Origin of the sequence: Orrella sp. JC864, from assembly GCF_037026685.1 — a bacterium.
In the GTDB taxonomy this organism is placed as follows: Bacteria; Pseudomonadota; Gammaproteobacteria; order Burkholderiales; family Burkholderiaceae_B; genus Orrella.
Genome location: NZ_JBANET010000011.1, coordinates 113,740 through 137,700, shown reverse-complemented (window position 1 = coordinate 137,700; position 23,961 = coordinate 113,740). Strand labels below are relative to the sequence as shown.

The following is a 23,961-nucleotide window of genomic DNA, read 5'->3' as shown; positions in this document are numbered from 1 at the left end:
TTCGCTGCCAGGCTGATCGCTGCAGGGCTAATCGCTGCAGGGCTGATCGCTGCGGGGCTGATCGCTGCAGGGCTGGTCCGCACCAGGTTGGCGCAAGTGATACGACTTCTTGTTGACCAGGTGCTGGCCAATGCAGTGGTGGCAATGGCCCGTAGCCGGTGCGCCGCCGCTAGCCCTTGCTTGCATCGCATCAGCGCTGGCGTCGCAGTGCGGTAAGATTGAATCGGTACAGGAACAAGGAGTCTCTTCGATGAGCGACACGCTGCAACGGCCCGACCCTTCGGGCATGTCACTGCGCAACCTGACACACGCGGCCTACGGCCTTTTTGCCCTGGGCTTTGTCAGCGCCGGGTTTCTGGGAATCGCCACGTTGGCGGCCGTCGTGCTGCTGTACATCAAGCGCCAGGACACGGCCGGTACGTTTTATGCCGCTCATTTCGATTGGCTGCTCAGCACTTTCTGGTGGGGCCTGCTATGGCTGGCGATCAGCGGGATCCTGACCCTGATCTTCATCGGCTGGCTGGGCGTGCTGGCCACCGTGATTTGGGTGCTCTATCGCCTGATCCGCGGATGGCTTGCCTTGCTGGAAGGCCGGGCGCCGGGCGCCTACGAATAGCGCGCCCCTAGGCGGTTGTCTTGATGAAACGAGCGGCCCCTCGCAGGGCCCTCGGGCACCTGTGGATCCCCGCGCGTTCGTACGCACGCGGACCGCGTGACGCACGCTGCCCGAGCATTCGCACGCTACCGCATTCGCACGGCCGCGCGCGCAACGCAAGCGGATCCTCGTGCCCAGGGCGCCTTGACACCGTATGGCTGGATAGCGTCGGGAAAGCGTGCCGGATAGGGGCCGCCCATGCAAAAGCGCAAAGCGGGCCGCTAAAGGCCCGCTTTGCTTTCGCGGCGTACATTGCCACGCCGCGCTCACTGCGGCGCGTGGAAGGCGCGCAGGTTCAGGCAGGCCCGTAACCAGCAACGAAAAGGGGGGACGCGGGACGCAGGCCTTGCGTCCGCCGCGTTTTTACTTCAGGTGGGCGTTGACCAGCTTGGTCAGTTCGAACATCGAGACCTGGTCTTTGCCGAACAGAGGGCGCAGCTTGGCATCGGCGTTGATGTTGCGGCGATTGCTGGCATCCTGCAGGTTGTGTTTCTTGATGTAATCCCAGATCTTCTTGGTGACCTCGGTGCGCGGCACGGCTTCCGGGCCGATGACGGCGGCGAGTGTCTCGCTGGGCGTCAGGGGCTTCATGAAAGCGGCGTTGGGCTTGCGCGCGGTCGTGGAGGGTGTGGCCATACTGGCTCTCCTTCTCGGGCTGATTGAAAAAAGTCCTGCGGGCGCAGCATAACGTGTCTGGATGCGAAAGACAAAGGCATTTATCCCCGGTAACCTCTACAATAAAAGCTTGCCATTTCAGGGCATAAAGGTCTGCCCCAGTCCATGAAACCACGCTCTCCGCTGGATTCCATCCGGCTCTTTCACGACGAGCTGACCGCGTTGCGTCGTGACCTGCATGCGCATCCCGAACTGGGTTTCGAAGAGGTCCGCACCTCGGCAATCGTGGCCGGGGCCCTGCAGTCGCTCGGGGTGGAGGTCCACCGCGGCATCGGCAAGACCGGCGTGGTGGGGGTCATCCAGGGCCAGCGTTGCGACAGCGGCAAGATGATCGGACTGCGCGCCGACATGGACGCCCTGGCGCTGACCGAGGACAACGCCTTTGCCCACCGTTCGAGCAAGGCGGGCCTGATGCACGCCTGCGGGCACGACGGCCATACGGCCATTCTGCTTGGCGCGGCCCGCTACCTGGCGCAGACCCGCTATTTCGATGGCACCGTCGTGCTGATCTTCCAGCCGGCCGAGGAAGGCCGGGGCGGCGCGCGCGCCATGCTGGACGACGGCTTGTTCGATACCTTCCCTTGCGATGCCGTCTATGCCCTGCACAACTGGCCGGCCTTGCCGCCGGGCACCATCGGCATCAATCCGGGCCCGATGATGGCGGCGGCCGACCGTTTCGAGATCGTGATCACCGGCGTGGGGGGCCACGGCGCGCATCCGTACCAGACCGTCGATCCCGTGCTGGTGGCCGGCCACCTGATCACCGCGTTGCAGTCGGTGGTCTCGCGCAACGTCAACCCGCTGGATTCGGCGGTGGTCTCGGTGGGATCGGTGCAGGCCGGCCATCCCGATGCCATGAGCGTGATTCCGCGCGAGGCGCGGCTGGTGGGAACCGTGCGCACCTTTCGCCGCTCGGTCCAGGAGATGGTCGAGACCCGCATGCGCGAGCTGTCGCAGTCCATCGCCGGCGCATTCGGCGCCAGCGCCCAGCTGAACTACCAGCGGATCTATCCGGCCACGCTGAACACCGCGCCAGAGGCCAATTTCGTGGCCGATCTGGCAACCCAGCTGATCGGCAAGGACAAGGTCGTACGCGACCTGACGCCGTCGATGGGTTCGGAGGATTTCTCCTTCATGCTGCAGGTCAAGCCGGGCGCCTATTTCCGCCTGGGCCAAGGCGGGGCCGATGCAGGCTGCCTGCTGCACAATCCGCGTTACGATTTCAACGACGCGGTCATCCCGCTGGGCAGCGCGTTGTTCGCTTCGATTGCCGAGCGCAGCATGCCGCTGTGACGTCCCGCGCGCATGGCGCCGGCGGCCAGCCGGCAAGCCGCGGTCTTTTTCCTCAATTTCGTATTTCAAGCAGGCCTGATACGTGACGACTCTTACCTTGACCCGCCCGGACGACTGGCATTTGCACCTGCGCGACGGCGAGGCGCTGCATGCGGTGGTGGGCGATACCGCCCGGCAGTTCGCGCGCGCCATCATCATGCCCAACCTGCGGCCGCCCGTGGTCAATGCCGAGCAGGCCCTGGCCTATCGCCAGCGCATCGAGGCGGCCCTGGCGCGCGCCGGCATCGCGCCGGGCACGTTCACGCCGCTGATGACGCTTTACCTGACCGACAACACGCCGGCGGCCGAGATCGAGCGGGCCAAGGAGCAAGGGGTGGTGGCCGTCAAGCTATATCCGGCCGGCGCCACGACCAATTCGGATGCCGGGGTGACCGACCTGCTCGGGCGTTGCGCGCCGGCGCTGGCGGCGATGGAGCGCGCGGGCATGCCCTTGCTCATGCATGGCGAGGTAACCGATCCGGCGGTTGACGTGTTCGATCGGGAGGCGGTGTTCATCGATCGCGTGATGCTGCCCTTGCGCCGGGCCTTTCCGGGCTTGAAGGTGGTGTTCGAGCACCTGACCACCAAGGAGGGCGTGGACTACGTGCGCGAGGCAGAAGGCCCGGTGGCGGCCACCATCACGGCGCATCACCTGCTCTACAACCGCAACGCCCTGTTTCTTGGCGGGATGAGGCCGCACTGGTACTGCCTGCCGGTGCTCAAGCGCGAGGTGCACCGCCGCGCGCTGCTGGAGGCGGCCACCAGCGACAGCCCCCGCTTCTTCCTGGGCACGGACAGCGCGCCGCATCCGCGCCATCTCAAGGAGCACGCGTGCGGCTGTGCCGGCTGTTATACGGCGCTGCATGCCATGGAACTGTACGCGACCGCCTTCGAGATGGCTGGGCGCCTGGACAGGCTCGAGGCCTTTGCCAGCTTCAACGGACCGGACTTCTATGGCTTGCCGCGCAACACCGGCACGCTGACGCTGGTCAAGGAACCCTTCGAAGTCCCGGCCGAACTGCCCTATGGCCAGGCGACGCTGGTCCCCCTGGCCGCCGGCGAGACGCTGAACTGGCGGGTGCGGCCCCAGGCCTGACGCAGCCCTGGCCGATCGTGGGCCGCCGCAGTTGCGGCCTGCGACGCTCGCGCGCTGCCCGCTCCGGCGCGCCCGGCCTATGCGCCCGCGTCCTGGTTGCGGGCTTCCAGGGCTTCCCAGCGGTCGAACAACTCGGCCAGCTTGGCCTGCAGCGCCTCGGTGCGCGCGGTGATGCGCGCCACTTCTTCCGGCGCATCGCGATAGATGTCCCCTTGCGCGAGCTGCTGGGCCAGTTCGGCCAGTTCCGCTTCGTGGGCGGCGATGGTGTCGGGCAGGGATTCCAGTTCGCGCAGTTCCCAGCTGGTCAGGCGCGCGCGCCGAGCCGGTTTGCCGGCTGTCCCGGCCAGCTGCGTGCCAGCTGCATCGCCGCCGTGGGCGTTCGCCGCGGCCGGGGAAGCGGCGCCGGCCGCGGCGGGCGCGGGCCGGCTGCCGCCGGCCTGGGCCGCATTGGCCGGGCGCGCGGCTGGCGGGGGACGCTGGGCCTGCCATTCCTGGTAGCCGCCCACGTAGTCGCGCCATTTGCCGTCGCCCTCGCTGGCGATCGTCTGGGTGACCACATTGTCCAGGAAAGCGCGGTCGTGGCTGACCAGCAGGACGGTGCCGGCATAGTCCTGCAGCAGTTCTTCCAGCAGCTCCAGGGTTTCGATGTCCAGGTCGTTGGTCGGTTCGTCCAGCACCAGCACATTGGCCGGCCGGGCGAACAGCCTGGCCAGCAGCAGCCGGGCGCGTTCGCCGCCGGACAGGCTGCTGACCGGCGAGCCCGCCCGGGCGGGCGAAAACAGGAAATCGCCCAGGTAGCTCATGACGTGCTTGCGCTGTCCGCCGATCTCGACCCACTCGCTGCCAGGGTTGATGACGTCGGCCAGGGTGGCGTGTTCGTCGAGCTGGCCGCGCATCTGGTCGAAGTAGGCCACCGAAACGTTGGTGCCGATGCGTACCGTGCCGCTGTCGGGCGCCAGCTCGCCCAGGATCAGTTTGAGCAGGGTGGTCTTGCCCGCGCCGTTCGGGCCCAGCAGGCCGATGCGGTCGCCGCGCAGGATCGTGGTGGAGTAGTCGTCGACCACCACGCGCTCGCCGAAGGCCTTGCTGACATGCTGCAGTTCGGCCACCAGCTTGCCGGAGCGGGCGCCCTCGGCCACCGCCAGGGTGACGTTGCCCAGGCGCTCGCGGCGCTCGCCGCGTTCGCGGCGCAGTTGCTCCAGGCGCCGCACGCGGCCTTCGTTGCGGGTGCGGCGGGCCTCCACGCCTTTGCGGATCCAGACTTCCTCCTGGGCCAGCAGCTTGTCGAAGCGGGCGTTCTCCAGCCGCTCGGCCTCGAGCCATTGGGCCTTGCGCTCCTGCCAGGCGGAGAAATTGCCGGGAAAGCTGAGCAGCTTGCCGCGGTCCAGCTCGACGATGCGGGTGGCGATCGCGTCCAGGAAGCGCCGGTCGTGGGTGATGAACACCACCGCGAAACTGGCTTCGCGCAGCAGGGATTCAAGCCAGGCGATGCCTTCGAAGTCCAGGTGGTTGGTCGGTTCGTCCAGCAGCAGCAGGTCCGGCGCGTCGGCCAGGGCGCGGGCCAGGGCCAGGCGCTTGCGCTGGCCGCCGGACAGGCCTTGGGCCGGCGCGTCCGGGTCCAGGCCCATTCTTTCGATGAGGGCCCGCACGCGCGCCGGGCGCTGCCAGTCTTCGGACTCGGGGTCGAACTCGCCGAACACGGCGTCGTAGAAGCTGCCGCTCTCGTCGACCTCGGGCTCCTGTTCGACCGTGGCGACCTTCAGGCCGCCGGCGCGGGCCACGCTGCCGTCGTCCGGCTCGCTGCGGCCATCGAGCAGGCGCAGCAGGGACGACTTGCCCGCTCCGTTGCGGCCGATCAGGCCGATGCGCTCGCCTTCGAGCACGGCCAGGTCGGCGTGATCGAGCAAGGGGTGGTGTCCGTAGGCGAGCTGTACGTCGCTAAGGGTGATGAGGGAGGCGGCCATGCGTCTGGAGAAATCGGCAAAACCCCATTGTCGCAGGTCCGGCCTGCCGTCTCGGGCTACAATGACGGCGCAGGACGAGTCGGGCAATCGCGGTGCCGCAGGCATCGAGGAAGGTCCGGACTCCGCAGGGCAGGATAGCGGCTAACGGCCGTCCGGCGCGCGTGGGGCGCGCCGAGGAATAGGGCCACAGAGACGAGTCTGCGGCGCGGGCGTCCCCAAGGGGGTTCCCGGGGGGCGCACCGGCACGGCCATCTCCGTGCCGAGCGGGTTCGCAAGAACCCGCCAGGCCGCAGGGTGAAACGCGGCAACCTCTATCCGGAGCAACATCAAATAGGCATGCGTGCGGCTTCGTGCCGCGTCAGGGCGGCCCGTCCGAGCATGCGGGTAGATGGCTAGAGTGCGTCAGCAATGGCGTGCCCAGAGGAATGATTGCCGGCCCGGGTGACCGGGCTTACAGAATCCGGCCTACAGATTCGTCTTGCCTCATTGCTTTCAGTCTCCTGAACGCCGCCCTCCGGGCGGCGTTTCGTATTTAAACGTACCTGTGACTGCCCTTGGCGGCCGTTTCTTGAAGAAGGACTTTTAGAGAAGGGCATAAAGGCTTGATTTTTCATGGGATTTTCCCTGGGCCAAATATTACAAATTGTCCTAAGTCCTTGTTGTGATTGAAAAAAATCGAGATTTAGCTTGACCGGCTTGTATCCATCCCTTAGAGTGGGAAAAAGTAGGATTTTGTGCAATAAAGTGGGGGCTCCGGGGTGTTCCAAGGTAGCAGTGCGCTGACGCTCGATGCGAAGGGGAGGGTGACCGTACCCACCCGGCATCGTGACGTCCTGGCTGCGCAGTGCGAAGGCCGCCTGACCCTCACCCGGCACCCCGATGGCTGCCTGCTGGTGTATCCGCGGCCGGTGTGGGAAGCCAAGCGCGAGCAGATCGCCGCGCTGCCCATGCAGGCCCGGGCGCTGCAGCGCCTGTTGCTGGGCAACGCGCAGGACGTGGAGCTGGACGGCGCCGGGCGGGTCCTGGTCGCGCCGGAGCTGCGGGCCGCCGCTGGTATGACACGCGAAGTGATGCTGCTGGGCATGGGCGCGCACTTCGAGCTTTGGGACGCCGCTGCGCTGGCCCGCCGAGAGGCCGAGGACCTGGCGCAGAACATGGCGGGTGTGTTGGACCAGTTTTCGTTCTGAAACCGATATGGAATTCGTGCATCGGCCCGTGTTGCTGGCGCCGACGGTCGACGCGTTGCTGGCCGTGCGCCCCGGCGGCGTCGCGGCCGCGGGCCAGGCGGGCGCCGATCCCCGCGCCAACGGCGTCTATGTCGACGGCACCTTCGGGCGCGGCGGGCATTCGCGGCTGCTGCTCGAGCGCCTGGGCCCCGATGCCCGGCTGGTGGTCTTCGACAAGGACCCGGTGGCGATCGAGGCGGCCCGGACCCTGGCGGCCGAGGATGCGCGCGTGCAGGTGGTGCACGAAGGTTTTGCCGGGATGGCCCGCGAGCTGGACGAGCGGGGCATCGCGGGCGTGGATGGCGTGATGCTGGACCTGGGGATTTCCTCGCCCCAGATCGACGATGCGCAAAGAGGGTTTTCGTTCATGCGGGATGGCCCGCTGGACATGCGGATGGATACGTCTCGGGGGCAAACCGCCGCCGAGTGGCTGGCGCAAGCCAGCGTTGATGACATGCGGGAGGTCATAGCGGGCTATGGCGAAGAACGGTTTGCTTTCCAGATTGCAAAGGCGATTGCTGCTCGCCGCGCAACACGGCCGCTGCTTACCACGCTCGAACTCGCCGAGCTCGTGGCAGGCGTCGTCCGTACGCGCGAAAAGGGCCAGCATCCGGCCACTCGCACCTTTCAGGCTCTACGGATTTACCTCAATAGGGAACTCGAAGAGCTCGAGAGCGCCCTCCAGGCAGCTCTGACGCTGCTCAAGCCTGGCGGACGGTTGGCCGTGATCAGCTTTCATTCGCTCGAGGACCGCATGGTCAAGCAGTGCATCGCCGCGGCGGCCAAGCCGTCCGAGGCCTATGCGCGGCTGCCCTTGCGCGAGAGCGAAATGCCCAGGCCGGTGTTGCGCAAGCTGGCCCGCGTGCTGCCTGACGAGCAGGAAGTCGCGGCCAATCCCCGCGCCCGCTCGGCGGTGCTGCGGGTGGCCGAACGTACCGATACCCCGCTGGGCGAAGGCCAGGCCGCCGCATTCGTGCGTGGACTGCCGTTGGGCGAGAAAGGGCGCGCGCCGGCCGCGCGCCGGCACCCGGGCGGGCGCACCGCCCGGCGGAGCTGAGCCATGGGGCGCCTGATCCTGCTCACCGCCGGCTTGCTGATGCTGTCGGCCATTTCCCTGGTCACCAGCCGCTACCAGGCGCGCGAGCTGTTCGTCGAGCTTGAGCGCTCGAACGCGCAGGAGCGCGAGATCGACGTGGAATGGCGCCGCCTGCAGCTCGAGCGGGCCGACCTGGCGCGCAATGCCCGCGTGGACCAGCTGGCCGGCTCGCAGCTCAAGATGATCCCGGTGGTTCCAGAGCGCACGCTCTATGTGAACCTGCCCGAGCTCACCGAGGCCGGGCAGGCGCAAGCCGCCGGCGGAGGGCACGCGCAATGAAGCGGTTCTCCTTCTTCGAGAACCCCGTGCTGCGGGTGCAGCTGCCCACCTGGCGCGCCCGGCTGGTGTTGCTGCTGCTGTCGTGCGGCTTCCTGGCGCTGGCCGGCCGCGCGCTGTACCTGCAAGGCTTGTCGACCGAATTCCTGCAGCAGCAGGGCGAGCGCCGCTACGAGCGCACGCTGACCTTGCCCGCCACGCGCGGCAAGATCCTGGACCGCAACGGCGTGGTGCTGGCATCGAGCGTGCCGGCGCGCGCCATCTGGGCCATTCCCGAGGACACGCGCCCCATCGAGCCGCCCCAGCTTGCCGCGCTGGCCAAGCTGCTGGGCGTGTCCGTAGCCGAGCTGCGCGGCAGGCTGGCCGACGTCGAGCGCAACTTCGTCTACCTCAAGCGCCAGGTGCCCATGGACGTGGCCGAGAAGGTCAAGGCATTGGGCCTGCCGGGCATCCACCAGCAGCCCGAGACCCGCCGGGTCTATCCGGAAAGCGATGTGTCCTCGCACATCGTGGGTTTCACCAGCGTCGAGGACAAGGGCCAGGAAGGCGTGGAGCTGGCCTTCGACGCGCTGCTTTCGGGCAAGCCCGGCAGCCGGCGCGTCATCAAGGACCGGCTCGGGCGCGTGATCGAGGACGTGCAGGCGGTCAATCCGCCGGCCGACGGCCGCGACCTGCACCTGTCCATCGACAGCAGGCTGCAATACCTGGTCTACAAGGCCTTGCAGGACTCGATGACCGAGCAGCGCGCGGCGGCGGCGGCGGCCGTGGTGATCGACGTCAAGACCGGCGAGATCCTGGCGCTGGCCAACCTGCCCAGCTTCGATCCCAATCGCCGCGAGACGCTGCGCGGCGCGGCCCTGCGCAATCGTGTGCTGACCGATACCTTCGAGCCGGGCTCGATCATGAAACCCTTTACGGCGGCCCTGGCGCTCGAACTCGGCCGCATCAACGTGAACACGCAGTTCGACACCGGCAACGGCCGTTTCCGTTTCCAGGGCGCCACCATCAGCGACGTGAGCCGCAACGGCGTCATCGACGTGGCCGGCATCCTGCGCCGCTCCAGCAACATCGGCATGACCCTGATCTCCGAGCGCCTGGAGGCGCGCGAGATGTGGGACAAGTTCACCGAGATGGGGCTGGGCCAGGCGCCCAATACCGGCTTTCCGGGCGCGGCCGCGGGCCGCCTGCGGCCTTGGGAGCGCTGGCGCACCATCGAAAAGGCCACCATGGCCTACGGTTATGGGCTGTCGGTGTCGCTGATGCAGATGGCGCGGGCCTATACGGCTTTCGCGCGCGATGGCGATATGGTGTCGCTGACCCTGGTGCGCCGCGACAGCGAACCGACCAGCGTGCGGATCTTCACGCCCGAGCTGGCCCGGACCATCCGCGACATGCTCGAGGGCGCCGCCGGTCCGGACGGGGCCAAGCTGGCGCAGGTCCAGGGCTATCGCGTGGCGGGCAAGAGCGGCACGGCGCGCAAGATCGTCGATGGCCGCTACAGCACCAGCAGCTACCGGAGCTCCTTCGTGGGCTTTGCGCCGGTTTCCGATCCGCGCATCGTGGTGGCCGTCAGCATCGACGAGCCGCAGGCCGGCCATTACTACGGCGGCCGGGTGGCCGCGCCGGTGTTCTCCACCATCGTGGGCGGCAGCCTGCGCATGCTGGGCGTGCGTCCGGACGCCCCGTTCCAGTCGACCGTCGTGGCCGGCGCCAGCCTGGAGACGCCGCGATGAGCGCACCGAATCTCCTGGGCAGGGATACGGCCGGACTGATGGACTGGCTGCGCCGGCATGTGCCGGCGCAAGCGCATTTGTGCATGGACTCCCGGCGTATCGAGCCTGGCGACGTGTTCGTGGCCTGCCCGGGGGCGGCCGGCGACGGGCGCGACTACATCGGCCAGGCCATCGCGCAGGGCGCGGCGGCCGTGCTGGCCGAGCGCGGCGGGTTCGAGGATCCGGGCGCCGTGCCGGTGCTGCAGGTCGAGCAGCTGCGAGCCGGCCTGGGCGCCTTGGCCGACGCCTGGTACGGCCAGCCCTCCCGTGCGCTGACCGTGATTGCCGTGACCGGCACCAATGGCAAGACTTCCTGCACGCAGTGGATCGCCGCGGCCCTGAACCGCCTGCAGCGGCCCTGCGGCGTCATCGGCACGCTGGGCACGGTGATGCCCGACGGCGCCGCGGCGCCCGGCGTGCTGACCACGCCCGACGTGCTGACGGTGCACCGCACCCTGGCCGCGATGCGCGCGGCCGGCGCACAGGCGGTGGCGATGGAGGCCTCGTCCATCGGCATCGAGCAAGGCCGCCTGGACGGCGTGCGGGTGTCGGTGGCCGGCTGGACCAACCTGAGCCGCGACCACCTGGATTACCACGGCTCGATGCAGCGCTACGAGGCCGCCAAGCGCAAGCTGTTCGAAGCCCAGGAGCGGCCGCTGGCCGTGGTCAACGCCGACGACGCGGCCGGTGCGCGCCTGATTGCGCAGCTGCCTGCGCAGGCGGTCTTGTCCTATGGATTCGCCCAGGGCCAGGACCGTGCGCTGCCGTCCCTGTGGGCGCGCGACGTGCAGGACGGCAATCACGGCATGGTGTTCACGCTGGGCGCGCGCGAAGGCGAGGTGCAGATCGTCAGCCGCCTGGTGGGACGGCACAACGTCAGCAACCTGCTGCTGGTCGCCGGCGTACTGCGTGCGCTGGGCTACGCGCTCACGCCCACGGCCGCGGTGCTGGCCGAAGCGCAGCCGGTGGCCGGGCGCCTGCAGCCCGTGCAGCCCATCGTCGGCGATGCGCCCGGGCCGATGGTGGTGGTGGACTACGCGCACACGCCCGATGCCCTGGCGCGGGTGCTGCAGGCCCTGCGGCCTGCCGCGGCCGCCCGGCAGGGCCGGCTGGTGTGCGTATTCGGCTGCGGCGGCGACCGCGATGCGGGCAAGCGTCCGGAGATGGGGCTGGCCGCCGCGCAGCATGCCGACCGGCTGATCGTCACCAGCGACAATCCGCGCAACGAAGATCCCGAGGCGATCATCGCCCAGGTCCTGGCCGGCGTGCCGGGACAGCTCCGGCCCCTGGCCATCGTCGACCGCGCGCAGGCCATCCTGCGCGCCATCTGGTCCTGCACGGCGCAGGACGTGGTGCTGCTGGCCGGCAAGGGGCATGAAACCTACCAGGAGGCGGCCGGCCTGCGCCAGCCTTTCGACGACCGCGAGTGGGCGCGCCTGGGACTGACCTGGGGGCCCGCGCATGCGCTGAGCACCGACAGCCGGACGCTGCAGCGCGGCGAGGTGTTCCTGGCCCTGCGCGGCGAGCAGTTCGATGGCCACGACTACGTGCCGCAGGCCCATGCGGCCGGCGCATGCGCCGCCGTGGTCGAGCGGCCGGTGCCGGGCGCCCTGGTGCCGCAGATCGCCTTGGGCGATACCCGCGCCGCCCTGGGCCGCCTGGCCGCGGCCTGGCGCGCCCATCACAGCCTGCCGCTGATCGCCGTGACCGGCAGCAACGGCAAGACCACCACCAAGGAAATGATCTCGGCCATCCTGGCGGCCTGGGTGGGCGAGCCTGCCCGGCTGGCCACGGCCGGCAATTTCAACAACGACATCGGCGTGCCGCTGACGCTGCTGCGGCTGCGGCCCGAGCACCGCGCGGCGGTGGTCGAGCTGGGCATGAACCATCCGGGCGAGATCGCCGGGCTGGCGCGCATGGCCGCGCCCACCGTGGCGCTGGTGAACAACGCGCAGCGCGAGCACCAGGAGTTCATGCATACGGTGCAGGCCGTGGCCCGCGAGAACGGCGCGGTGATCCAGGCCTTGCCGGCCGAGGGGGTGGCGGTTTACCCGGCCGACGACGAGCATGCCTGGGTCTGGGACGAACTGGCGGCCGGACGCAGGACGCTGCGTTTTGGATTGACCGCCCAGGCCGACGTGCGCGCCGAGCAGGTCGCGCTTGGCGAGGACGGCATCAGCTGCCAGCTGCATACGCCGGCCGGCCAGGCCGCGCTGCGCCTGGCCGTGCACGGCCTGCACAACCTGCGCAATGCGCTGGCGGCGGTGGCTTGCGCGCTGGCCGCCGGCGTGCCGCTGTCCACCGCCGTGACGGCGCTGGGCGGTTTCGCGCCGGTCAAGGGCCGCATGCAGCACTGCAAGCTGCCCGGCGGCCGCATGCTGATCGACGACAGCTACAACGCCAATCCGGATTCGGTGCGCGCGGCCATCGACGTGCTTGCGGCCATGCCGGCGCCGCGCGCGCTGGTGCTGGGCGACATGGGCGAGGTCGGCCAGAACGGCCCGGCCATGCATGCCGAGGTGGGCGCCTATGCCCGCGAGAAGGGCATCGATTTCTTGTGCACGCTGGGCCAGGCCTGCCAGGATGCGGCGCGCGCCTATGGCGAGACGGCGCTGGCCGCCGACAGCGTGGCGCAGATCGTGCAGGCGCTCGAACAGGCCAAGCCCGCCAGCATCCTGGTCAAGGGCTCGCGCTTCATGCGCATGGAGCGCGTGGTCCAGGCCTATCTGAACAACAAGAAAACCCAGGAAGATTTCCATGCTGCTTGAACTGGCGCGCTGGCTCTCCGACGATCACGTCCGCGCCTTCGGCGTCTTCGAATACATCACCCTGCGCGCCGTGCTGGCCTGCGCCACAGCCTTGCTGATCGGGCTGATCGCCGGCCCGGCGGTGATCCGCAAGCTCACCGAGATGAAGATCGGCCAGGCCGTGCGCACCTACGGCCCCGAAAGCCACCTGGTCAAGACCGGCACTCCCACCATGGGCGGGGCGCTGATCCTGATCGGCATCGGGGTGAGCACGCTGCTGTGGGCCGACTGGACCAACCGCTTCGTCTGGGTGGTGCTGCTGGTTACCCTTGGCTTTGGCTGGATAGGCTGGGTGGACGACTACCGCAAGGTGGTGCACCGCGATCCCGAGGGCATGCCGGCGCGCCAGAAGTTCGCGCTGCAGGCGCTGATCGGGCTGGTGGCGGCCGTCTACCTGGCCTTTGCCGTATCGGCGCCGGCCAACACCGACCTGTGGCCGCTGTTTCGCGACTGGATCATGAGCGGGCTGACCATGCCGCTGCCCACGCGCGCCGACCTGATCGTGCCCTTCTTCAAGAGCGTGAGCTATCCGCTGGGGGTGTTCGGGTTCGTGGCCCTGACCTGGTTCGTCATCGTGGGCACCAGCAACGCGGTGAACCTGACCGACGGCCTGGATGGGCTGGCGATCATGCCCACCGTGATGGTGGGCAGCGCGCTGGGCATCTTCGCCTACGTGGTCGGACGCGTGGACTATTCCAAATACCTGCTCTTTCCGTATATCCCGGGGGCGTCCGAGCTGATGGTGATCTGCGCGGCGATCGCCGGCGCCGGGCTGGCTTTCCTGTGGTTCAACGCCTATCCGGCGCAGGTGTTCATGGGCGACGTCGGGGCGCTGGCGCTGGGCGGCGCGCTGGGCACCATCGCCGTGATCGTGCGCCAGGAGATCGTGCTGTTCATCATGGGCGGGGTGTTCGTGGTCGAGACGCTGTCGGTGATGATCCAGGTGGCCTGGTTCAAGTACACCAAGCGCAAATACGGCCAGGGCAGGCGGATCTTGCGCATGGCCCCGCTGCATCATCATTTCGAGGTGGGCGGCTGGAAGGAAACCCAGGTGGTCGTGCGTTTCTGGATCATCAGCATGATGCTGGTGCTGGTCGGCCTGTCTTCCCTGAAGCTGCGGTGACGGGCATGGAAAACGTTCACGCCCCCGCCATCGCGCTCATCCTGGGCCTGGGAGAGACCGGAGCCGCCGCCGCGCGCTGGCTGGCGCGCGCCGGCGTGCCCTTGCGCGTGGCCGATACCCGCGCCGAGCCGCCGGGCTTGCAGGCGCTGCGCCAATCGCTGGACGGCAGCGTGGTGGAGTACCGGCTGGGCCAGGCGTCCTTTGGCGCCGAACTGCTCGAGGGCGTGGACCGCGTGGTGATCAGCCCCGGACTGGCGCCCACCGATGCCGCCGTGGCGGACCTGCTGGCCGCGGCGGCCGGACGCGGCATCGAGGTGCTGGGCGAGATAGAACTGTTCGCCCGCGCCCTGGCGCAGCTGGCCCGGGAGCGCCAATATGCGCCGCGCGTGCTGGCGGTGACCGGCACCAACGGCAAGACCACGGTGACGGCCCTGACGCGGCACCTGCTGCAGGCTGCCGGGCTGAAGGCCCGGGCCGCCGGCAATATCGGCCCGGCGGCGCTGGCGGCGCTGGCCGATGCGTTGGAGCAGGACGACCTGCCGCAGGCGTGGGTGCTGGAGCTTTCCAGCTTCCAGTTGCAGACCACGCACAGCCTCCAATGCGAGGCGGCGGCGGTATTGAACGTGACGCAGGACCACCTGGACTGGCATGGCGGCATGGCCGCCTATGCACAGGCCAAGTCGCGCATCTATGCGCAGGCGCGGATACAGGTCGTCAATCGCGACGATCCGGCCGTCACCGCCATGGCGGCCGCGCTGGACGCGCCGCAGGTGCGCAGCTTCGGCCGCGAGGCGCCCGAGCTGGTAGGCGACCTGGGCCTGGCGCAGCACCACGAGGTGAGCTGGCTGGCGGCGGCCGAGGCCGAGGACTTCGACGAGCCGGCGGCTCCGTCGCCGCGGCGCAAGAAGGACGCCAAGGCGCCGCCGCCGCCGCGGCCGGCCGGCCGGCGCACCCGGCTGATGCCCGCCGACGCCCTGAGGCTGCGCGGCACCCACAATGCGCTGAACGTGCAGGCGGCCTTGCTGCTGGCGCGCAGCCTGGACCTGCCCTGGGCGCCGCTGTTGCGCGCGGTGCGCGAGTACGCCGGCGAGCCGCATCGCATGGCCTTCGTGCGCAGCATCGCCGGCGTGGATTTCATCGACGACAGCAAAGGCACCAACGTGGGGGCCAGCGTGGCGGGCCTGGAGGGCCTGGGGCAGACGGCGGTGCTGATCGCCGGCGGGTTGGGCAAGGGCCAGGATTTCTCGCCGCTGGCCCCGGCCGTGGCGCGCCATGCGCGCGCCGTGGTGCTGATCGGCCAGGACGGCCCGGCCCTGGGCCAGGCCCTGGCCGGCACGCAAGTGCCTTGCCACCCGGCCGGCAGCATGCAGGAGGCGGTGCGCCGCGCCATGGCGCTGGCCCAGCCCGGCGACGCCGTGCTGCTCTCGCCGGCCTGCGCCAGCATGGACATGTTCCGCAACTATGCCCATCGCGGCCAGGCCTTTGCCGACGCAGTGCGCGAGCTGGCCATGGACAGGGGGGAAGTGGCATGAGCCTGCACGGCCGCCCGAAAGGCGAATTCCCCCTCGGGGGGAGGGCGCGCAGCGCCAAGGGGGCACCATGAGCCTGTTTGCCGAACTGACCCATGGCGTCAACGCGGTGCGGCCCGGCCGCACGCGCATGCGCAACTTCGACATGCCCCTGGTCGTGGCCGCCACCACCCTGGTGATGCTGGGCCTGCTGATGGTGTATTCGGCCTCGATCGCGCTGGCCGATGGGCCGCGCTACGCCAGCTACGGCCGCTATTACTTCGTGATCCGACACGGCGTGTTCCTGATGGTGGGCCTGCTGGCGGCGGTGACCGTGCTGGCCATTCCCCTGCGCGCGTGGCAGCGACTGGCCATGCCCCTGTTCGTGCTGGCGCTGCTGCTGCTGGTGGCGGTGCTGATCCCGGGCATCGGCCGCGAGGTCAACGGCGCGCACCGCTGGATTTCGCTCGGTCCGGTCAATTTCCAGCCTTCCGAATTGATGAAGCTGGCCGCGCTGCTCTATGCCGCCGACTACACCGTACGCAAGCAGGAGCACATGCACAATTTCGCGCGCGGCTTCCTGCCCATGGGCTGCGCCATGGCGGCGGTGGGCCTGCTGCTGCTGCTCGAGCCCGACCTGGGCGCGTTCATGGTGGTGGTGGCCATCGCCATCGGCATCCTGTTCCTGGGCGGGATCAACGGCAAGCTGTTCTCGGCGCTGCTGGGCGTGCTGGTCAGCACCTTCCTGCTGCTGATCTGGCTCTCGCCCTGGCGCCGCGCGCGGCTGTTCGCCTACCTGGATCCCTGGAACCCGGACAACGCCTATGGCAGCGCCTACCAGCTGTCGCACTCGCTCATCGCCCTGGGACGCGGCGAGTGGTTCGGCGTGGGCCTGGGCGCCAGCGTCGAGAAGCTGCACTACCTGCCCGAGGCGCATACCGACTTCATCCTGGCGGTGATCGGCGAGGAACTGGGTTTCGTGGGCGTGATGCTGATCGTGACGCTGTTCTTCGTGCTGGTGCAGCGCGGCTTCGAGATCGGCCGCCAGGCCATCGCCATGGAGCGCACCTTCAGCGGCCTGGCGGCCCAAGGCGTGGCGCTGTGGTTCGGCGTGCAGGCCTTCATCAACATGGGCGTGTGCCTGGGCCTGCTGCCGACCAAGGGGCTGACGCTGCCGCTGGTCAGCTACGGCGGCTCGGGCATCGTGATGAACCTGTGCGCCCTGGCGATCCTGGCCCGGGTGGACATGGAAAACCGCATATTGATGCGCGGAGGACGGGTATGAGCGTTTCCCGATCCAGCGCGCAGGCCTCGCATGGCGAGCGCCGCCCCGTCGGCCAGGGGCGCGGCGGCGTGCAACGCACCGCGCTTATCGTCGCGGGCGGCACGGGCGGGCACATCATGCCCGGGTTGGCCGTGGCCGACGAGCTGGTCTCGCGCGGCTGGCGCGTCAAATGGATGGGCCATCCCGAGAAGATGGAAGGCCGGCTGGTGCCTGCCCACGGCATCGAGCTGGTGCCGCTGCGCTTTGCCGGCGTGCGGGGCAAGGGCCTGGCCACGCTGGTCAAGCTGCCCTGGATGCTGCTAGACGCCTTCTGGCAGGCTTTCGGCCAGCTGGGCAAGGTCAAGCCCGACGTGATGCTGGGCATGGGCGGCTACGTGGCCTTCCCGGCCGGGGTGATGGGCGTGCTGCGCGGCGTGCCGCTGGTGCTGCACGAGCAGAACGCCGTGGCCGGCCTGGCCAACCGGGCCCTGTCCTGGATAGCGACCCGCCGGCTCAGCGGCTTTCCGGGCGTCTTGCGCAAGGCGGCGGTGGTGGGCAATCCGGTGCGCCATGACCTGGCCAACATGACCCCGCCGGCGAGCCGCTATGCCCAGCGCAGCGGCCCCTTGCGCGTGGTGGTCGTGGGCGGCAGCCTGGGCGCGCAGGCGCTGAACCAGACCGTGCCGCAGGCGCTGGCCCTGATGCCGGCCGAAAGCCGGCCGCAAGTGATCCACCAGGCCGGCGAGCAGCATATCCAGGCCCTGCGCCAGGCCTACGCCCAGGCCGGCGTGCAGGCCCAGTGCCTGCCTTTCATCGACGACATGGCTGGCGCCCTGTCGCAGGCGGACCTGCTGATCTGCCGCGCAGGCGCCATGACGGTGGCCGAGGTGGCCGCGGTGGGTGTGGCCGCGCTGTTCGTGCCGTTTCCGCACGCGGTGGACGATCACCAGAGCGCCAACGCGCGCCACCTGAGCGAGGACCAGGCCGCCTGGCTGCAGCCGCAGTCGGCGCTGACGCCGCAGTGGCTGGCCGGGTGGCTGCAGGCCCTGGATCGCGGCACGCTGCGCCGCACGGCCGAGCGCGCCCATACCCATGCGCTGCCCCGCGCGGCAGCCGATATCGCGGACGTGTGCGAGACCGCCGCGAGGTACCCAGCATGAAACACCGTATCCAACACATCCACTTCGTCGGCATCGGCGGCTCGGGCATGAGCGGCATCGCCGAGGTGCTGCTGAACCTGGGCTACACCGTCAGCGGCTCGGACCTGCACACCTCGGCGGTCACGCAGCGGCTGGCCGGGCTGGGCGCGCGCGTGTGCCTGGGCCATGACGCGGCCAACGTGGCCGGCGTGGACGCCATCGTGACCTCCACCGCGGTGGCCGGCGACAACCCGGAAGTGATCGCCGCGCGCGCGGCGCGCATCCCGGTGGTGCCGCGCGCGGTCATGCTGGCCGAGCTGATGCGCTTGAAGCGCGGCATCGCCGTGGCCGGCACGCACGGCAAGACCACGACCACCAGCCTGGTGGCCAGCGTGCTGGCCGCCGGCGGCCTGGATCCGACCTTCGTGATCGGCGGCCGGCTCAATTCGGCCGGCGCCAATGCCCGGCTCGGGCAGGGCGAGTACATCGTGGTCGAGGCCGACGAGTCGGATGCCTCGTTCCTGAACCTGCTGCCGGTGATGGCGATCATCACCAATATCGACGCCGACCACATGGATACCTATGGCCATGACGTCGCGCGTCTCAAGAGCGCCTTCATCGAGTTCACGCAGCACCTGCCCTTCTACGGCAGCGTGATCCTGTGCGCGGACGACGCCAACGTGCGCGAAATCATGCCTTTCCTGTCGCGGCCGATCACCACCTACGGCTTTAACGGCGACAACCAGGTCTCGGCGGTCAACGTGAAGGCGCAGGGCACGCGCATGCTGTTCGAGGTGCTGCGCCGCACGCGCGAGGGAGATATGCCGCCGCTGTCGGTGGAGCTGAACCTGCCAGGCCGGCACAACGTGCTCAATTCACTGGCGGCGATCGCCGTGGGCACCGAGCTGGGCGTGGACGATGACCACATCCTGCAGGCGCTGGCCGGCTTTAACGGCGTGGGCCGGCGCTTTACGCAAGTGGGCGATTTCGCGGTGCCGGCGCGCCAGGGCGGCGGGCGCTTCACGCTGATCGACGACTACGGCCACCACCCGGCCGAGATGGCGGCCACGCTGGCCGCCGCGCGCGGCGCCTGGCCCGAGCGGCGCGTGGTGCTGGCTTTCCAGCCGCACCGCTACACCCGCACGCGCGATTGCTTCGAGGATTTCGTGCGCGTGCTGGGCGCGGCCGACGCGGTGCTGCTGACCGACGTCTATGCCGCCGGCGAGGCGCCGCTGGTGGCCGCCGACGGCCGCGCGCTGGCGCGCGGCGTGCGCGTGGCGGGCAAGGTCGAGCCGGTCTTCGTCGAGGACGTGGCCGACATGCCGCAGGCGGTCCTGGATTTCGTGCGCGATGGCGACGTGGTCATCGTGATGGGCGCCGGTTCCATCAGCAAGGTGCCGGCGCAGATAGAGGAATTGGCATGAGTGGCGATTTTGGCAAGGTAGGCGTGCTCTACGGCGGCCGTTCGGCCGAACGGGAGGTCTCGCTGATGTCCGGCGCGGGCGTGTGCGAGGCGCTGCGCTCGGCCGGCGTGGACGCGCACCTGTTCGATACGGGCCGGCGCAGCCTGCTGGAACTGCAGCAGGAGGGCTTCGAGCGCGTGTTCATCGCGCTGCATGGCCGCTACGGCGAGGACGGCACCGTGCAAGGGGCGCTCGAGCTGATGGGCATTCCTTACACGGGCAGCGGCGTGATGGCCTCGAGCCTGGCCATGGACAAGGTCATGACCAAGCGCGTGTGGCAGCAGGCCGGCCTGCCCACGCCGGCCTACGCCGTGCTGCGCGCCGACACCGACCTGGACGCGGTGGCACGGACGCTGGGACTGCCGCTGATCGTCAAGCCGCCGCACGAAGGCTCGACGCTGGGCGTGACGCGCGTGAACGCGGCCGGCGAGCTGCGCGCCGCCTACGAGCAGGCCGCCCGCTTCGACACGGACGTGCTGGCCGAGCAGTTCATCGCCGGGCGCGAACTGACGGTGGCGGTGCTGGGCAGCGGCCGCCAGGCGCGCGCGCTGCCGGTGATCGAGATCATCGCGCCGGCGGGCAACTACGACTACGAGCACAAGTATTTCTCGGACGATACGCGCTATGTCTGCCCGGCCGAGCTGCCGGCCGAGGTGGCCGGGCTGGTGATGGAACTGAGCGTGCGCGCCTACCAGGCGGTGGGCTGCGAAGGCTGGGGCCGCGCCGATTTCATGCTCGATGCGCAGAACCGTCCGTGGCTGCTGGAACTGAATACCTCGCCAGGCATGACCGGCCACTCGCTGGTGCCCATGGCCGCCCGCGCCCAGGGCATGAGCTATGCCGAGTTGTGCGTGGCGATCCTCGCCGAGGCTTCGTGCAAGGTGCGCGAGGCCGCCAGGCATTCGAACGAAACTTGACCGGAACCTTACGTGTGGAACGACGCGCGCGCGATCAACGTCCTGGCCAACACCCTGGCGGTGCTGGCGGTCTCGGCCATGCTGGCCGCGGGCGTGGTGTGGCTGGCGCATCGGCCGGTGTTCACGCTGCAAGCCATCGAGCTGCATCCCGCGCCCGATACCGAGCTGCGCTACGTGTCGCCGGCGGCGGTGCGCAGCTCCATCGCCGGCAGCCTGCAGGGCAATTTCTTCACCGTGGACCTGGAGCAGGCCCGGCGCATGTTCGAGGCGGTGCCCTGGGTGCGGCGCGCCACGGTCAGGCGGATCTGGCCCGATACGCTGCGCGTGGTGATCGAGGAGCACCAGCCGCTGGCGCTCTGGAACGAGAACCAGATGATCAACACCTGGGGCGAGGCCTTTACCGCCAACCTGGGCGAGCTGGAGGACGAGGCCAGCCTGCCGCAGCTGGAAGGCCCGGAGGGCACCGAGACGCTGGTGGTGCAGCGCTACGCCGAGCTGGCGCGCTGGTTCGCGCCGCTGCAGGTCAACGTCGCCAGCCTGGCCCTGAGCCCGCGTTATGCCTGGCAGGTGCAGCTCTCGGACGGCATGCGGCTGGACCTGGGGCGGGACCCGGGCGCCGATGCGCCCGACCCGCACGGCCTGCCGGGCGCACTGCCGTTCTCGGCGCGCATCCAGCGCTTCGTGCAGGCCTGGCCGGCGCTCACGCGCCAGCTGGAAGGCCGGTCGGTCCTGCACGCCGACTTGCGATACCCCAACGGGTTCGCGCTGACGCTGTCGGCGCCGCCCGAATCACAACCCAAGAAGAAGTGAAGCCATGACCCGTGACATCAAGGACCTGATCGTTGCCCTGGACATCGGCACCAGCAAGGTGGTGGCGGTGGTGGCCGAGATCCTGCCCGAAGGCCGCTTCGAGGTGCTGGGCCTGGGCCAGCACGAGTCGCGCGGCATGCGCAAGGGCGTGGTCGTGAACATCGAGACCACGGTCAACTCCATCCAGCGCGCGCTCGAGGAAGCCGAGCTGATGGCCGACTGCAAGATCCGCGACGTCTATACCGGCATCGCCGGCAGCCATATCCGCAGCATCAATTCCAGCGGCATGGTCGCCGTCAAGGACAAGGAGGTGACGGCCACCGACGTGGCGCGCGTGATCGAGACGGCCAAGGCGGTGAACATTCCCACCGACCAGCAGGTGCTGCACGTGCTCACCCAGGAGTTCATCGTCGACGGGCAGGAGGACATCCGCGAGCCCATCGGCATGAGCGGCCTGCGCCTGGAAGTGCGGGTGCACATCGTCACCGGCGCGGTCAGCGCCGCGCAGAACATCATCAAGTGCGTGCGCCGCTGCGGCCTGGAGGTGCAGGACCTGATCCTGCAGCCGCTGGCCTCGAGCCTGGCGTGCCTGACGCCCGACGAGAAGGAGCTGGGCGTGGTGCTGGTGGACATCGGCGGGGGCACCACCGACGTGGCGATCTTCACCGGCGGGGCGATCCGCCATACCGCGGTCATTCCCATCGCCGGCGACCAGATCACCAATGACATCGCCGCGATGCTGCGCACGCCCACGCCCGACGCCGAGGAAATCAAGCTGCGCTACGGCGTGGCCAAGCAGGTGCTGGCCAGCCCGGACGAGAACGTCGAGGTGCCGGGGCTGGGCGACCGGGGCCCGCGCCACGTCAAGCGCCAGGCGCTGGGCGCGGTGATCGAGCCGCGCGTCGAGGAGCTGTTCTCGCTGGTGCAGCAGGTGGTGCGCGATTCGGGCCACGAGGACCTGCTGGCCTCCGGCGTGGTGCTGACCGGCGGCACCTCGCTGCTGCCCGGCGTGGTGGAACTGGCCGAGGACGTGTTCCTCAAGCCGGTGCGCGTGGCGGTGCCCGACTACGAAGGCAGCCTGGCCGACGTGATGCGCAATCCGCGCTTCTCGACGGTCATGGGACTGCTGGCCGAGGCGCGGCTGCAGCGGGTGCGCGGACGCAAGGTGGCGCAGCAGACCGGCAGCTTCAGGCAGCTGCTGGCGCGCATGCGCGAGTGGTTCATGAATTAAGCGGTTTTTCCCGCGCCCGGTCCGCAAGAAGGCCGGGGGCGGGGCAAGGCGGCCCGCCCCTGGGGCGGGCCGTCGGGAAGGGCGGAACGGGGGATTCGTTCCGCGAGGAGGCGCCTCAAAATCGACGCGGGTCAGGGACCGGCGCCGGCTTTGATGCGATTTCTAAGAAGAAGGTGTGTGTTCTTTTTGCCGATCTTTTTTGAAGCGTATCTACGAAATCTGAGACTTGAGGGAGTCGAACCATGAACTTTGAACTGTTGGACAACAACACCAAGGGCACCGTGATCAAGGTGGTCGGGGTTGGCGGCGCGGGCGGCAACGCCGTGGCGCACATGATCCGTGCGGGTGTGAGCGGCGTGGATTTCATCTGCTGCAACACCGATGCCCAGGCCCTGGCCGCCACCGAGGCACCGGTGCAGATCCGCCTGGGACGCACCGGCCTGGGTGCCGGCGCCAAACCCGAGCAGGGCCGCGCCTCGGCCGAGACCGCCCGCGAGGAGATCCGCTCGGCGCTGAACGGCGCCAACATGGTCTTCATCACGGCCGGCATGGGCGGGGGCACCGGCACCGGCGCCGGCCCGGTGGTCGCCGAAGTGGCCAAGGAGCTGGGCATCCTGACGGTGGGCGTGGTCACCAAGCCCTTCGCCTTCGAGGGCAGCCGGCGCATGAAGATGGCCGAGGACGGCATCGCCGAGCTGGCCAAGCACGTGCATTCGCTGATCGTCGTGCTCAACGAGAACCTGTACGACCTGATGGACGATGACGCCACCCAGGACGACTGCTTCCGCGCGGCCGACGACGTGCTGCACAACGCTTGCGCCGGCATCGCCGAGATCATCAATGTCGAGGGCAACGTCAACGTGGACTTCGAGGACGTCAAGACCATCATGGGCGAGCAGGGCCAGGCCATGATGGGCACGGCGATCGCCTCGGGCAGCGACCGCGCCCGCGTGGCGGCCGAGCAGGCCATCGCCTGCCCGCTGCTCGAGGGCATCGACCTGAACGGCGCGCGCGGCGTGCTGGTGAACATCACCGCCAGCCGCTCGCTGAAGATGCGCGAGACCCGCGAGATCATGGACACCATCCGCAGCTACGCCGCGGACGATGCCACCGTGATCTTCGGCACGGCCTACGACGACTCCATGGGCGAGAGCCTGCGCGTGACCGTCGTGGCCACCGGCCTGGGCCGCACGCAAAGCCGTCCGCAGCTGGTGCAGAACACCGCCGAGGTGCTGCGCACCGGCACGGACAACGCGCCGATGCAGGCCGATTATCGGAACCTGGACATGCCTTCGGTGATCCGCAACCCGCGCAGCCAGGCCTCGGCCCAGGTGCGGGCGCTGGAGACCGCCGGCATGGACCACTTCGACATCCCGGCCTTCCTGCGCAAGCAGGCCGACTGATCGCCGGCGCCCTACCGGGCGCCTGGCGGGCGGCTCCCTCCGCGTCCCGGCCCGATCCCCAGGGCCGGGACGACGTCGCCGCGCGCGCCTTGCCCCAGCGGGCCGGGCGCGCGCCAGTCCGGCGTGTGTAACACCGAGAAGGAATTTCGGGTGGCGCCGGCCAGCGTGCGTTGGTCACGGTGCGCCCAAAGCATTACAATAGGG

20 protein-coding genes and 1 other RNA gene are annotated in these 23,961 nt (G+C 69.2%); 19 read left to right on the top strand and 2 right to left on the bottom strand.

The genetic code is table 11. The features are described from left to right. Both V8Z80_RS12180 and V8Z80_RS12175 read left to right on the top strand, forming a co-directional pair. Positions 1 to 216, top strand: a 216-nt coding sequence (locus V8Z80_RS12180; protein WP_336062130.1) for a hypothetical protein, incomplete at its 5' end; no start/stop codon positions are given. Between the two features lie 34 nt (positions 217 to 250). Further along, a complete protein-coding gene (locus V8Z80_RS12175; RefSeq protein WP_155197050.1) occupies positions 251 to 616 on the top strand; it encodes a DUF4870 family protein in 366 nt (121 codons plus the stop codon). Positions 617 to 1,018: 402 nt separating this feature from the next. On the opposite strand, the gene V8Z80_RS12170 is transcribed toward V8Z80_RS12175, so the two are convergent. Further along, positions 1,019 to 1,291, bottom strand: a complete 273-nt coding sequence (locus tag V8Z80_RS12170) for an SWIB/MDM2 domain-containing protein (protein WP_155197049.1) — start codon at positions 1,289 to 1,291, stop codon at positions 1,019 to 1,021. A 144-nt stretch (positions 1,292 to 1,435) separates the two neighbouring features. On the opposite strand from V8Z80_RS12170, the gene V8Z80_RS12165 reads away from it, so the two are divergent. Further along, positions 1,436 to 2,623, top strand: coding sequence for a M20 aminoacylase family protein (locus tag V8Z80_RS12165; protein ID WP_155197048.1), 1,188 nt, complete (start codon positions 1,436 to 1,438; stop codon positions 2,621 to 2,623). Positions 2,624 to 2,705: 82 nt separating this feature from the next. Continuing rightward, positions 2,706 to 3,758, top strand: coding sequence for a dihydroorotase (gene pyrC / locus V8Z80_RS12160; RefSeq protein ID WP_336062129.1), 1,053 nt, complete (start codon positions 2,706 to 2,708; stop codon positions 3,756 to 3,758). A 77-nt stretch (positions 3,759 to 3,835) separates the two neighbouring features. On the opposite strand, the gene V8Z80_RS12155 is transcribed toward pyrC, so the two are convergent. Then, positions 3,836 to 5,722, bottom strand: coding sequence for an ATP-binding cassette domain-containing protein (locus tag V8Z80_RS12155; protein ID WP_336062128.1), 1,887 nt, complete (start codon positions 5,720 to 5,722; stop codon positions 3,836 to 3,838). Positions 5,723 to 5,793: 71 nt separating this feature from the next. Here V8Z80_RS12155 and rnpB point away from each other — a divergent pair. The 15 genes from rnpB (at position 5,794) to ftsZ (ending at position 23,757) form a co-directional block, all read left to right on the top strand. Then, positions 5,794 to 6,206, top strand: an RNA gene (rnpB, locus tag V8Z80_RS12150) — RNase P RNA component class A. A 274-nt stretch (positions 6,207 to 6,480) separates the two neighbouring features. Next, complete coding sequence (gene mraZ, locus V8Z80_RS12145) at positions 6,481 to 6,909, top strand: division/cell wall cluster transcriptional repressor MraZ (protein ID WP_336062127.1); 429 nt, start codon at positions 6,481 to 6,483, stop codon at positions 6,907 to 6,909. Positions 6,910 to 6,916: 7 nt separating this feature from the next. Next, positions 6,917 to 8,005 (top strand): 16S rRNA (cytosine(1402)-N(4))-methyltransferase RsmH, encoded by a 1,089-nt coding sequence (gene rsmH / locus V8Z80_RS12140; protein ID WP_155197046.1) that lies wholly within the window; start codon positions 6,917 to 6,919, stop codon positions 8,003 to 8,005. A gap of 3 nt (positions 8,006 to 8,008) precedes the next feature. Continuing rightward, on the top strand, positions 8,009 to 8,323 hold the full coding sequence (gene ftsL, locus V8Z80_RS12135) for a cell division protein FtsL (protein ID WP_155197045.1): 315 nt from the start codon (positions 8,009 to 8,011) through the stop codon (positions 8,321 to 8,323). Continuing rightward, complete coding sequence (locus V8Z80_RS12130) at positions 8,320 to 10,053, top strand: peptidoglycan D,D-transpeptidase FtsI family protein (RefSeq protein WP_155197044.1); 1,734 nt, start codon at positions 8,320 to 8,322, stop codon at positions 10,051 to 10,053. Before ftsL ends, V8Z80_RS12130 begins: the two co-directional genes overlap by 4 nt. Further along, positions 10,050 to 12,860, top strand: a complete 2,811-nt coding sequence (gene murF / locus V8Z80_RS12125; protein WP_442951969.1) for a bifunctional UDP-N-acetylmuramoyl-L-alanyl-D-glutamate--2,6-diaminopimelate ligase MurE/UDP-N-acetylmuramoyl-tripeptide--D-alanyl-D-alanine ligase MurF — start codon at positions 10,050 to 10,052, stop codon at positions 12,858 to 12,860. Before V8Z80_RS12130 ends, murF begins: the two co-directional genes overlap by 4 nt. Next, positions 12,850 to 14,022 (top strand): phospho-N-acetylmuramoyl-pentapeptide-transferase, encoded by a 1,173-nt coding sequence (gene mraY / locus V8Z80_RS12120; protein ID WP_155197042.1) that lies wholly within the window; start codon positions 12,850 to 12,852, stop codon positions 14,020 to 14,022. Before murF ends, mraY begins: the two co-directional genes overlap by 11 nt. A 5-nt stretch (positions 14,023 to 14,027) precedes the next feature. Next, entirely contained in the window at positions 14,028 to 15,554 is a 1,527-nt protein-coding gene (murD, locus tag V8Z80_RS12115) for a UDP-N-acetylmuramoyl-L-alanine--D-glutamate ligase (protein ID WP_336062126.1), read from the top strand. 67 nt (positions 15,555 to 15,621) lie between these two features. Then, the gene (ftsW, locus tag V8Z80_RS12110) at positions 15,622 to 16,815 is read left to right on the top strand and encodes a putative lipid II flippase FtsW (RefSeq protein ID WP_336062125.1); all 1,194 of its coding nucleotides are present in this window, start codon (positions 15,622 to 15,624) and stop codon (positions 16,813 to 16,815) included. Beyond that, positions 16,812 to 17,954: an undecaprenyldiphospho-muramoylpentapeptide beta-N-acetylglucosaminyltransferase gene (gene murG, locus V8Z80_RS12105; RefSeq protein ID WP_155197447.1), complete on the top strand. Its 1,143-nt coding sequence runs from the start codon at positions 16,812 to 16,814 to the stop codon at positions 17,952 to 17,954. The genes ftsW and murG overlap by 4 nt, the downstream gene beginning before the upstream one ends. Beyond that, positions 17,951 to 19,357: a UDP-N-acetylmuramate--L-alanine ligase gene (murC, locus tag V8Z80_RS12100; protein ID WP_336062124.1), complete on the top strand. Its 1,407-nt coding sequence runs from the start codon at positions 17,951 to 17,953 to the stop codon at positions 19,355 to 19,357. Before murG ends, murC begins: the two co-directional genes overlap by 4 nt. Further along, positions 19,354 to 20,313 carry a D-alanine--D-alanine ligase gene (locus tag V8Z80_RS12095; RefSeq protein ID WP_155193194.1) on the top strand — a complete coding sequence of 320 codons (960 nt, stop codon included), beginning with the start codon at positions 19,354 to 19,356 and terminating at the stop codon, positions 20,311 to 20,313. The genes murC and V8Z80_RS12095 overlap by 4 nt, the downstream gene beginning before the upstream one ends. Positions 20,314 to 20,325: 12 nt before the next feature. After that, entirely contained in the window at positions 20,326 to 21,123 is a 798-nt protein-coding gene (locus V8Z80_RS12090; RefSeq protein WP_336062123.1) for a cell division protein FtsQ/DivIB, read from the top strand. Positions 21,124 to 21,127: 4 nt separating this feature from the next. Further along, positions 21,128 to 22,354: a cell division protein FtsA gene (gene ftsA, locus V8Z80_RS12085; RefSeq protein ID WP_155193193.1), complete on the top strand. Its 1,227-nt coding sequence runs from the start codon at positions 21,128 to 21,130 to the stop codon at positions 22,352 to 22,354. A gap of 242 nt (positions 22,355 to 22,596) precedes the next feature. Continuing rightward, positions 22,597 to 23,757, top strand: coding sequence for a cell division protein FtsZ (gene ftsZ / locus V8Z80_RS12080; RefSeq protein ID WP_155193191.1), 1,161 nt, complete (start codon positions 22,597 to 22,599; stop codon positions 23,755 to 23,757). The last annotated feature ends 204 nt before the right edge of the window (positions 23,758 to 23,961 follow it).

Excerpts from the sequence above, each read along its gene's own strand:
- V8Z80_RS12175 (WP_155197050.1), top strand. The coding sequence starts at position 251 with ATGAGCGACACGCTGCAACGGCCCGACCCTTCGGGCATGTCACTGCGC.
- V8Z80_RS12170 (WP_155197049.1), bottom strand. The coding sequence starts at position 1,291 with ATGGCCACACCCTCCACGACCGCGCGCAAGCCCAACGCCGCTTTCATG.
- V8Z80_RS12165 (WP_155197048.1), top strand. The coding sequence starts at position 1,436 with ATGAAACCACGCTCTCCGCTGGATTCCATCCGGCTCTTTCACGACGAG.
- V8Z80_RS12155 (WP_336062128.1), bottom strand. The coding sequence starts at position 5,722 with ATGGCCGCCTCCCTCATCACCCTTAGCGACGTACAGCTCGCCTACGGA.
- rsmH (WP_155197046.1), top strand. The coding sequence starts at position 6,917 with ATGGAATTCGTGCATCGGCCCGTGTTGCTGGCGCCGACGGTCGACGCG.
- ftsL (WP_155197045.1), top strand. The coding sequence starts at position 8,009 with ATGGGGCGCCTGATCCTGCTCACCGCCGGCTTGCTGATGCTGTCGGCC.
- V8Z80_RS12130 (WP_155197044.1), top strand. The coding sequence starts at position 8,320 with ATGAAGCGGTTCTCCTTCTTCGAGAACCCCGTGCTGCGGGTGCAGCTG.
- murF (WP_442951969.1), top strand. The coding sequence starts at position 10,050 with ATGAGCGCACCGAATCTCCTGGGCAGGGATACGGCCGGACTGATGGAC.
- mraY (WP_155197042.1), top strand. The coding sequence starts at position 12,850 with ATGCTGCTTGAACTGGCGCGCTGGCTCTCCGACGATCACGTCCGCGCC.
- murD (WP_336062126.1), top strand. The coding sequence starts at position 14,028 with ATGGAAAACGTTCACGCCCCCGCCATCGCGCTCATCCTGGGCCTGGGA.
- ftsW (WP_336062125.1), top strand. The coding sequence starts at position 15,622 with ATGAGCCTGTTTGCCGAACTGACCCATGGCGTCAACGCGGTGCGGCCC.
- murG (WP_155197447.1), top strand. The coding sequence starts at position 16,812 with ATGAGCGTTTCCCGATCCAGCGCGCAGGCCTCGCATGGCGAGCGCCGC.
- murC (WP_336062124.1), top strand. The coding sequence starts at position 17,951 with ATGAAACACCGTATCCAACACATCCACTTCGTCGGCATCGGCGGCTCG.
- V8Z80_RS12095 (WP_155193194.1), top strand. The coding sequence starts at position 19,354 with ATGAGTGGCGATTTTGGCAAGGTAGGCGTGCTCTACGGCGGCCGTTCG.
- ftsA (WP_155193193.1), top strand. The coding sequence starts at position 21,128 with ATGACCCGTGACATCAAGGACCTGATCGTTGCCCTGGACATCGGCACC.
- ftsZ (WP_155193191.1), top strand. The coding sequence starts at position 22,597 with ATGAACTTTGAACTGTTGGACAACAACACCAAGGGCACCGTGATCAAG.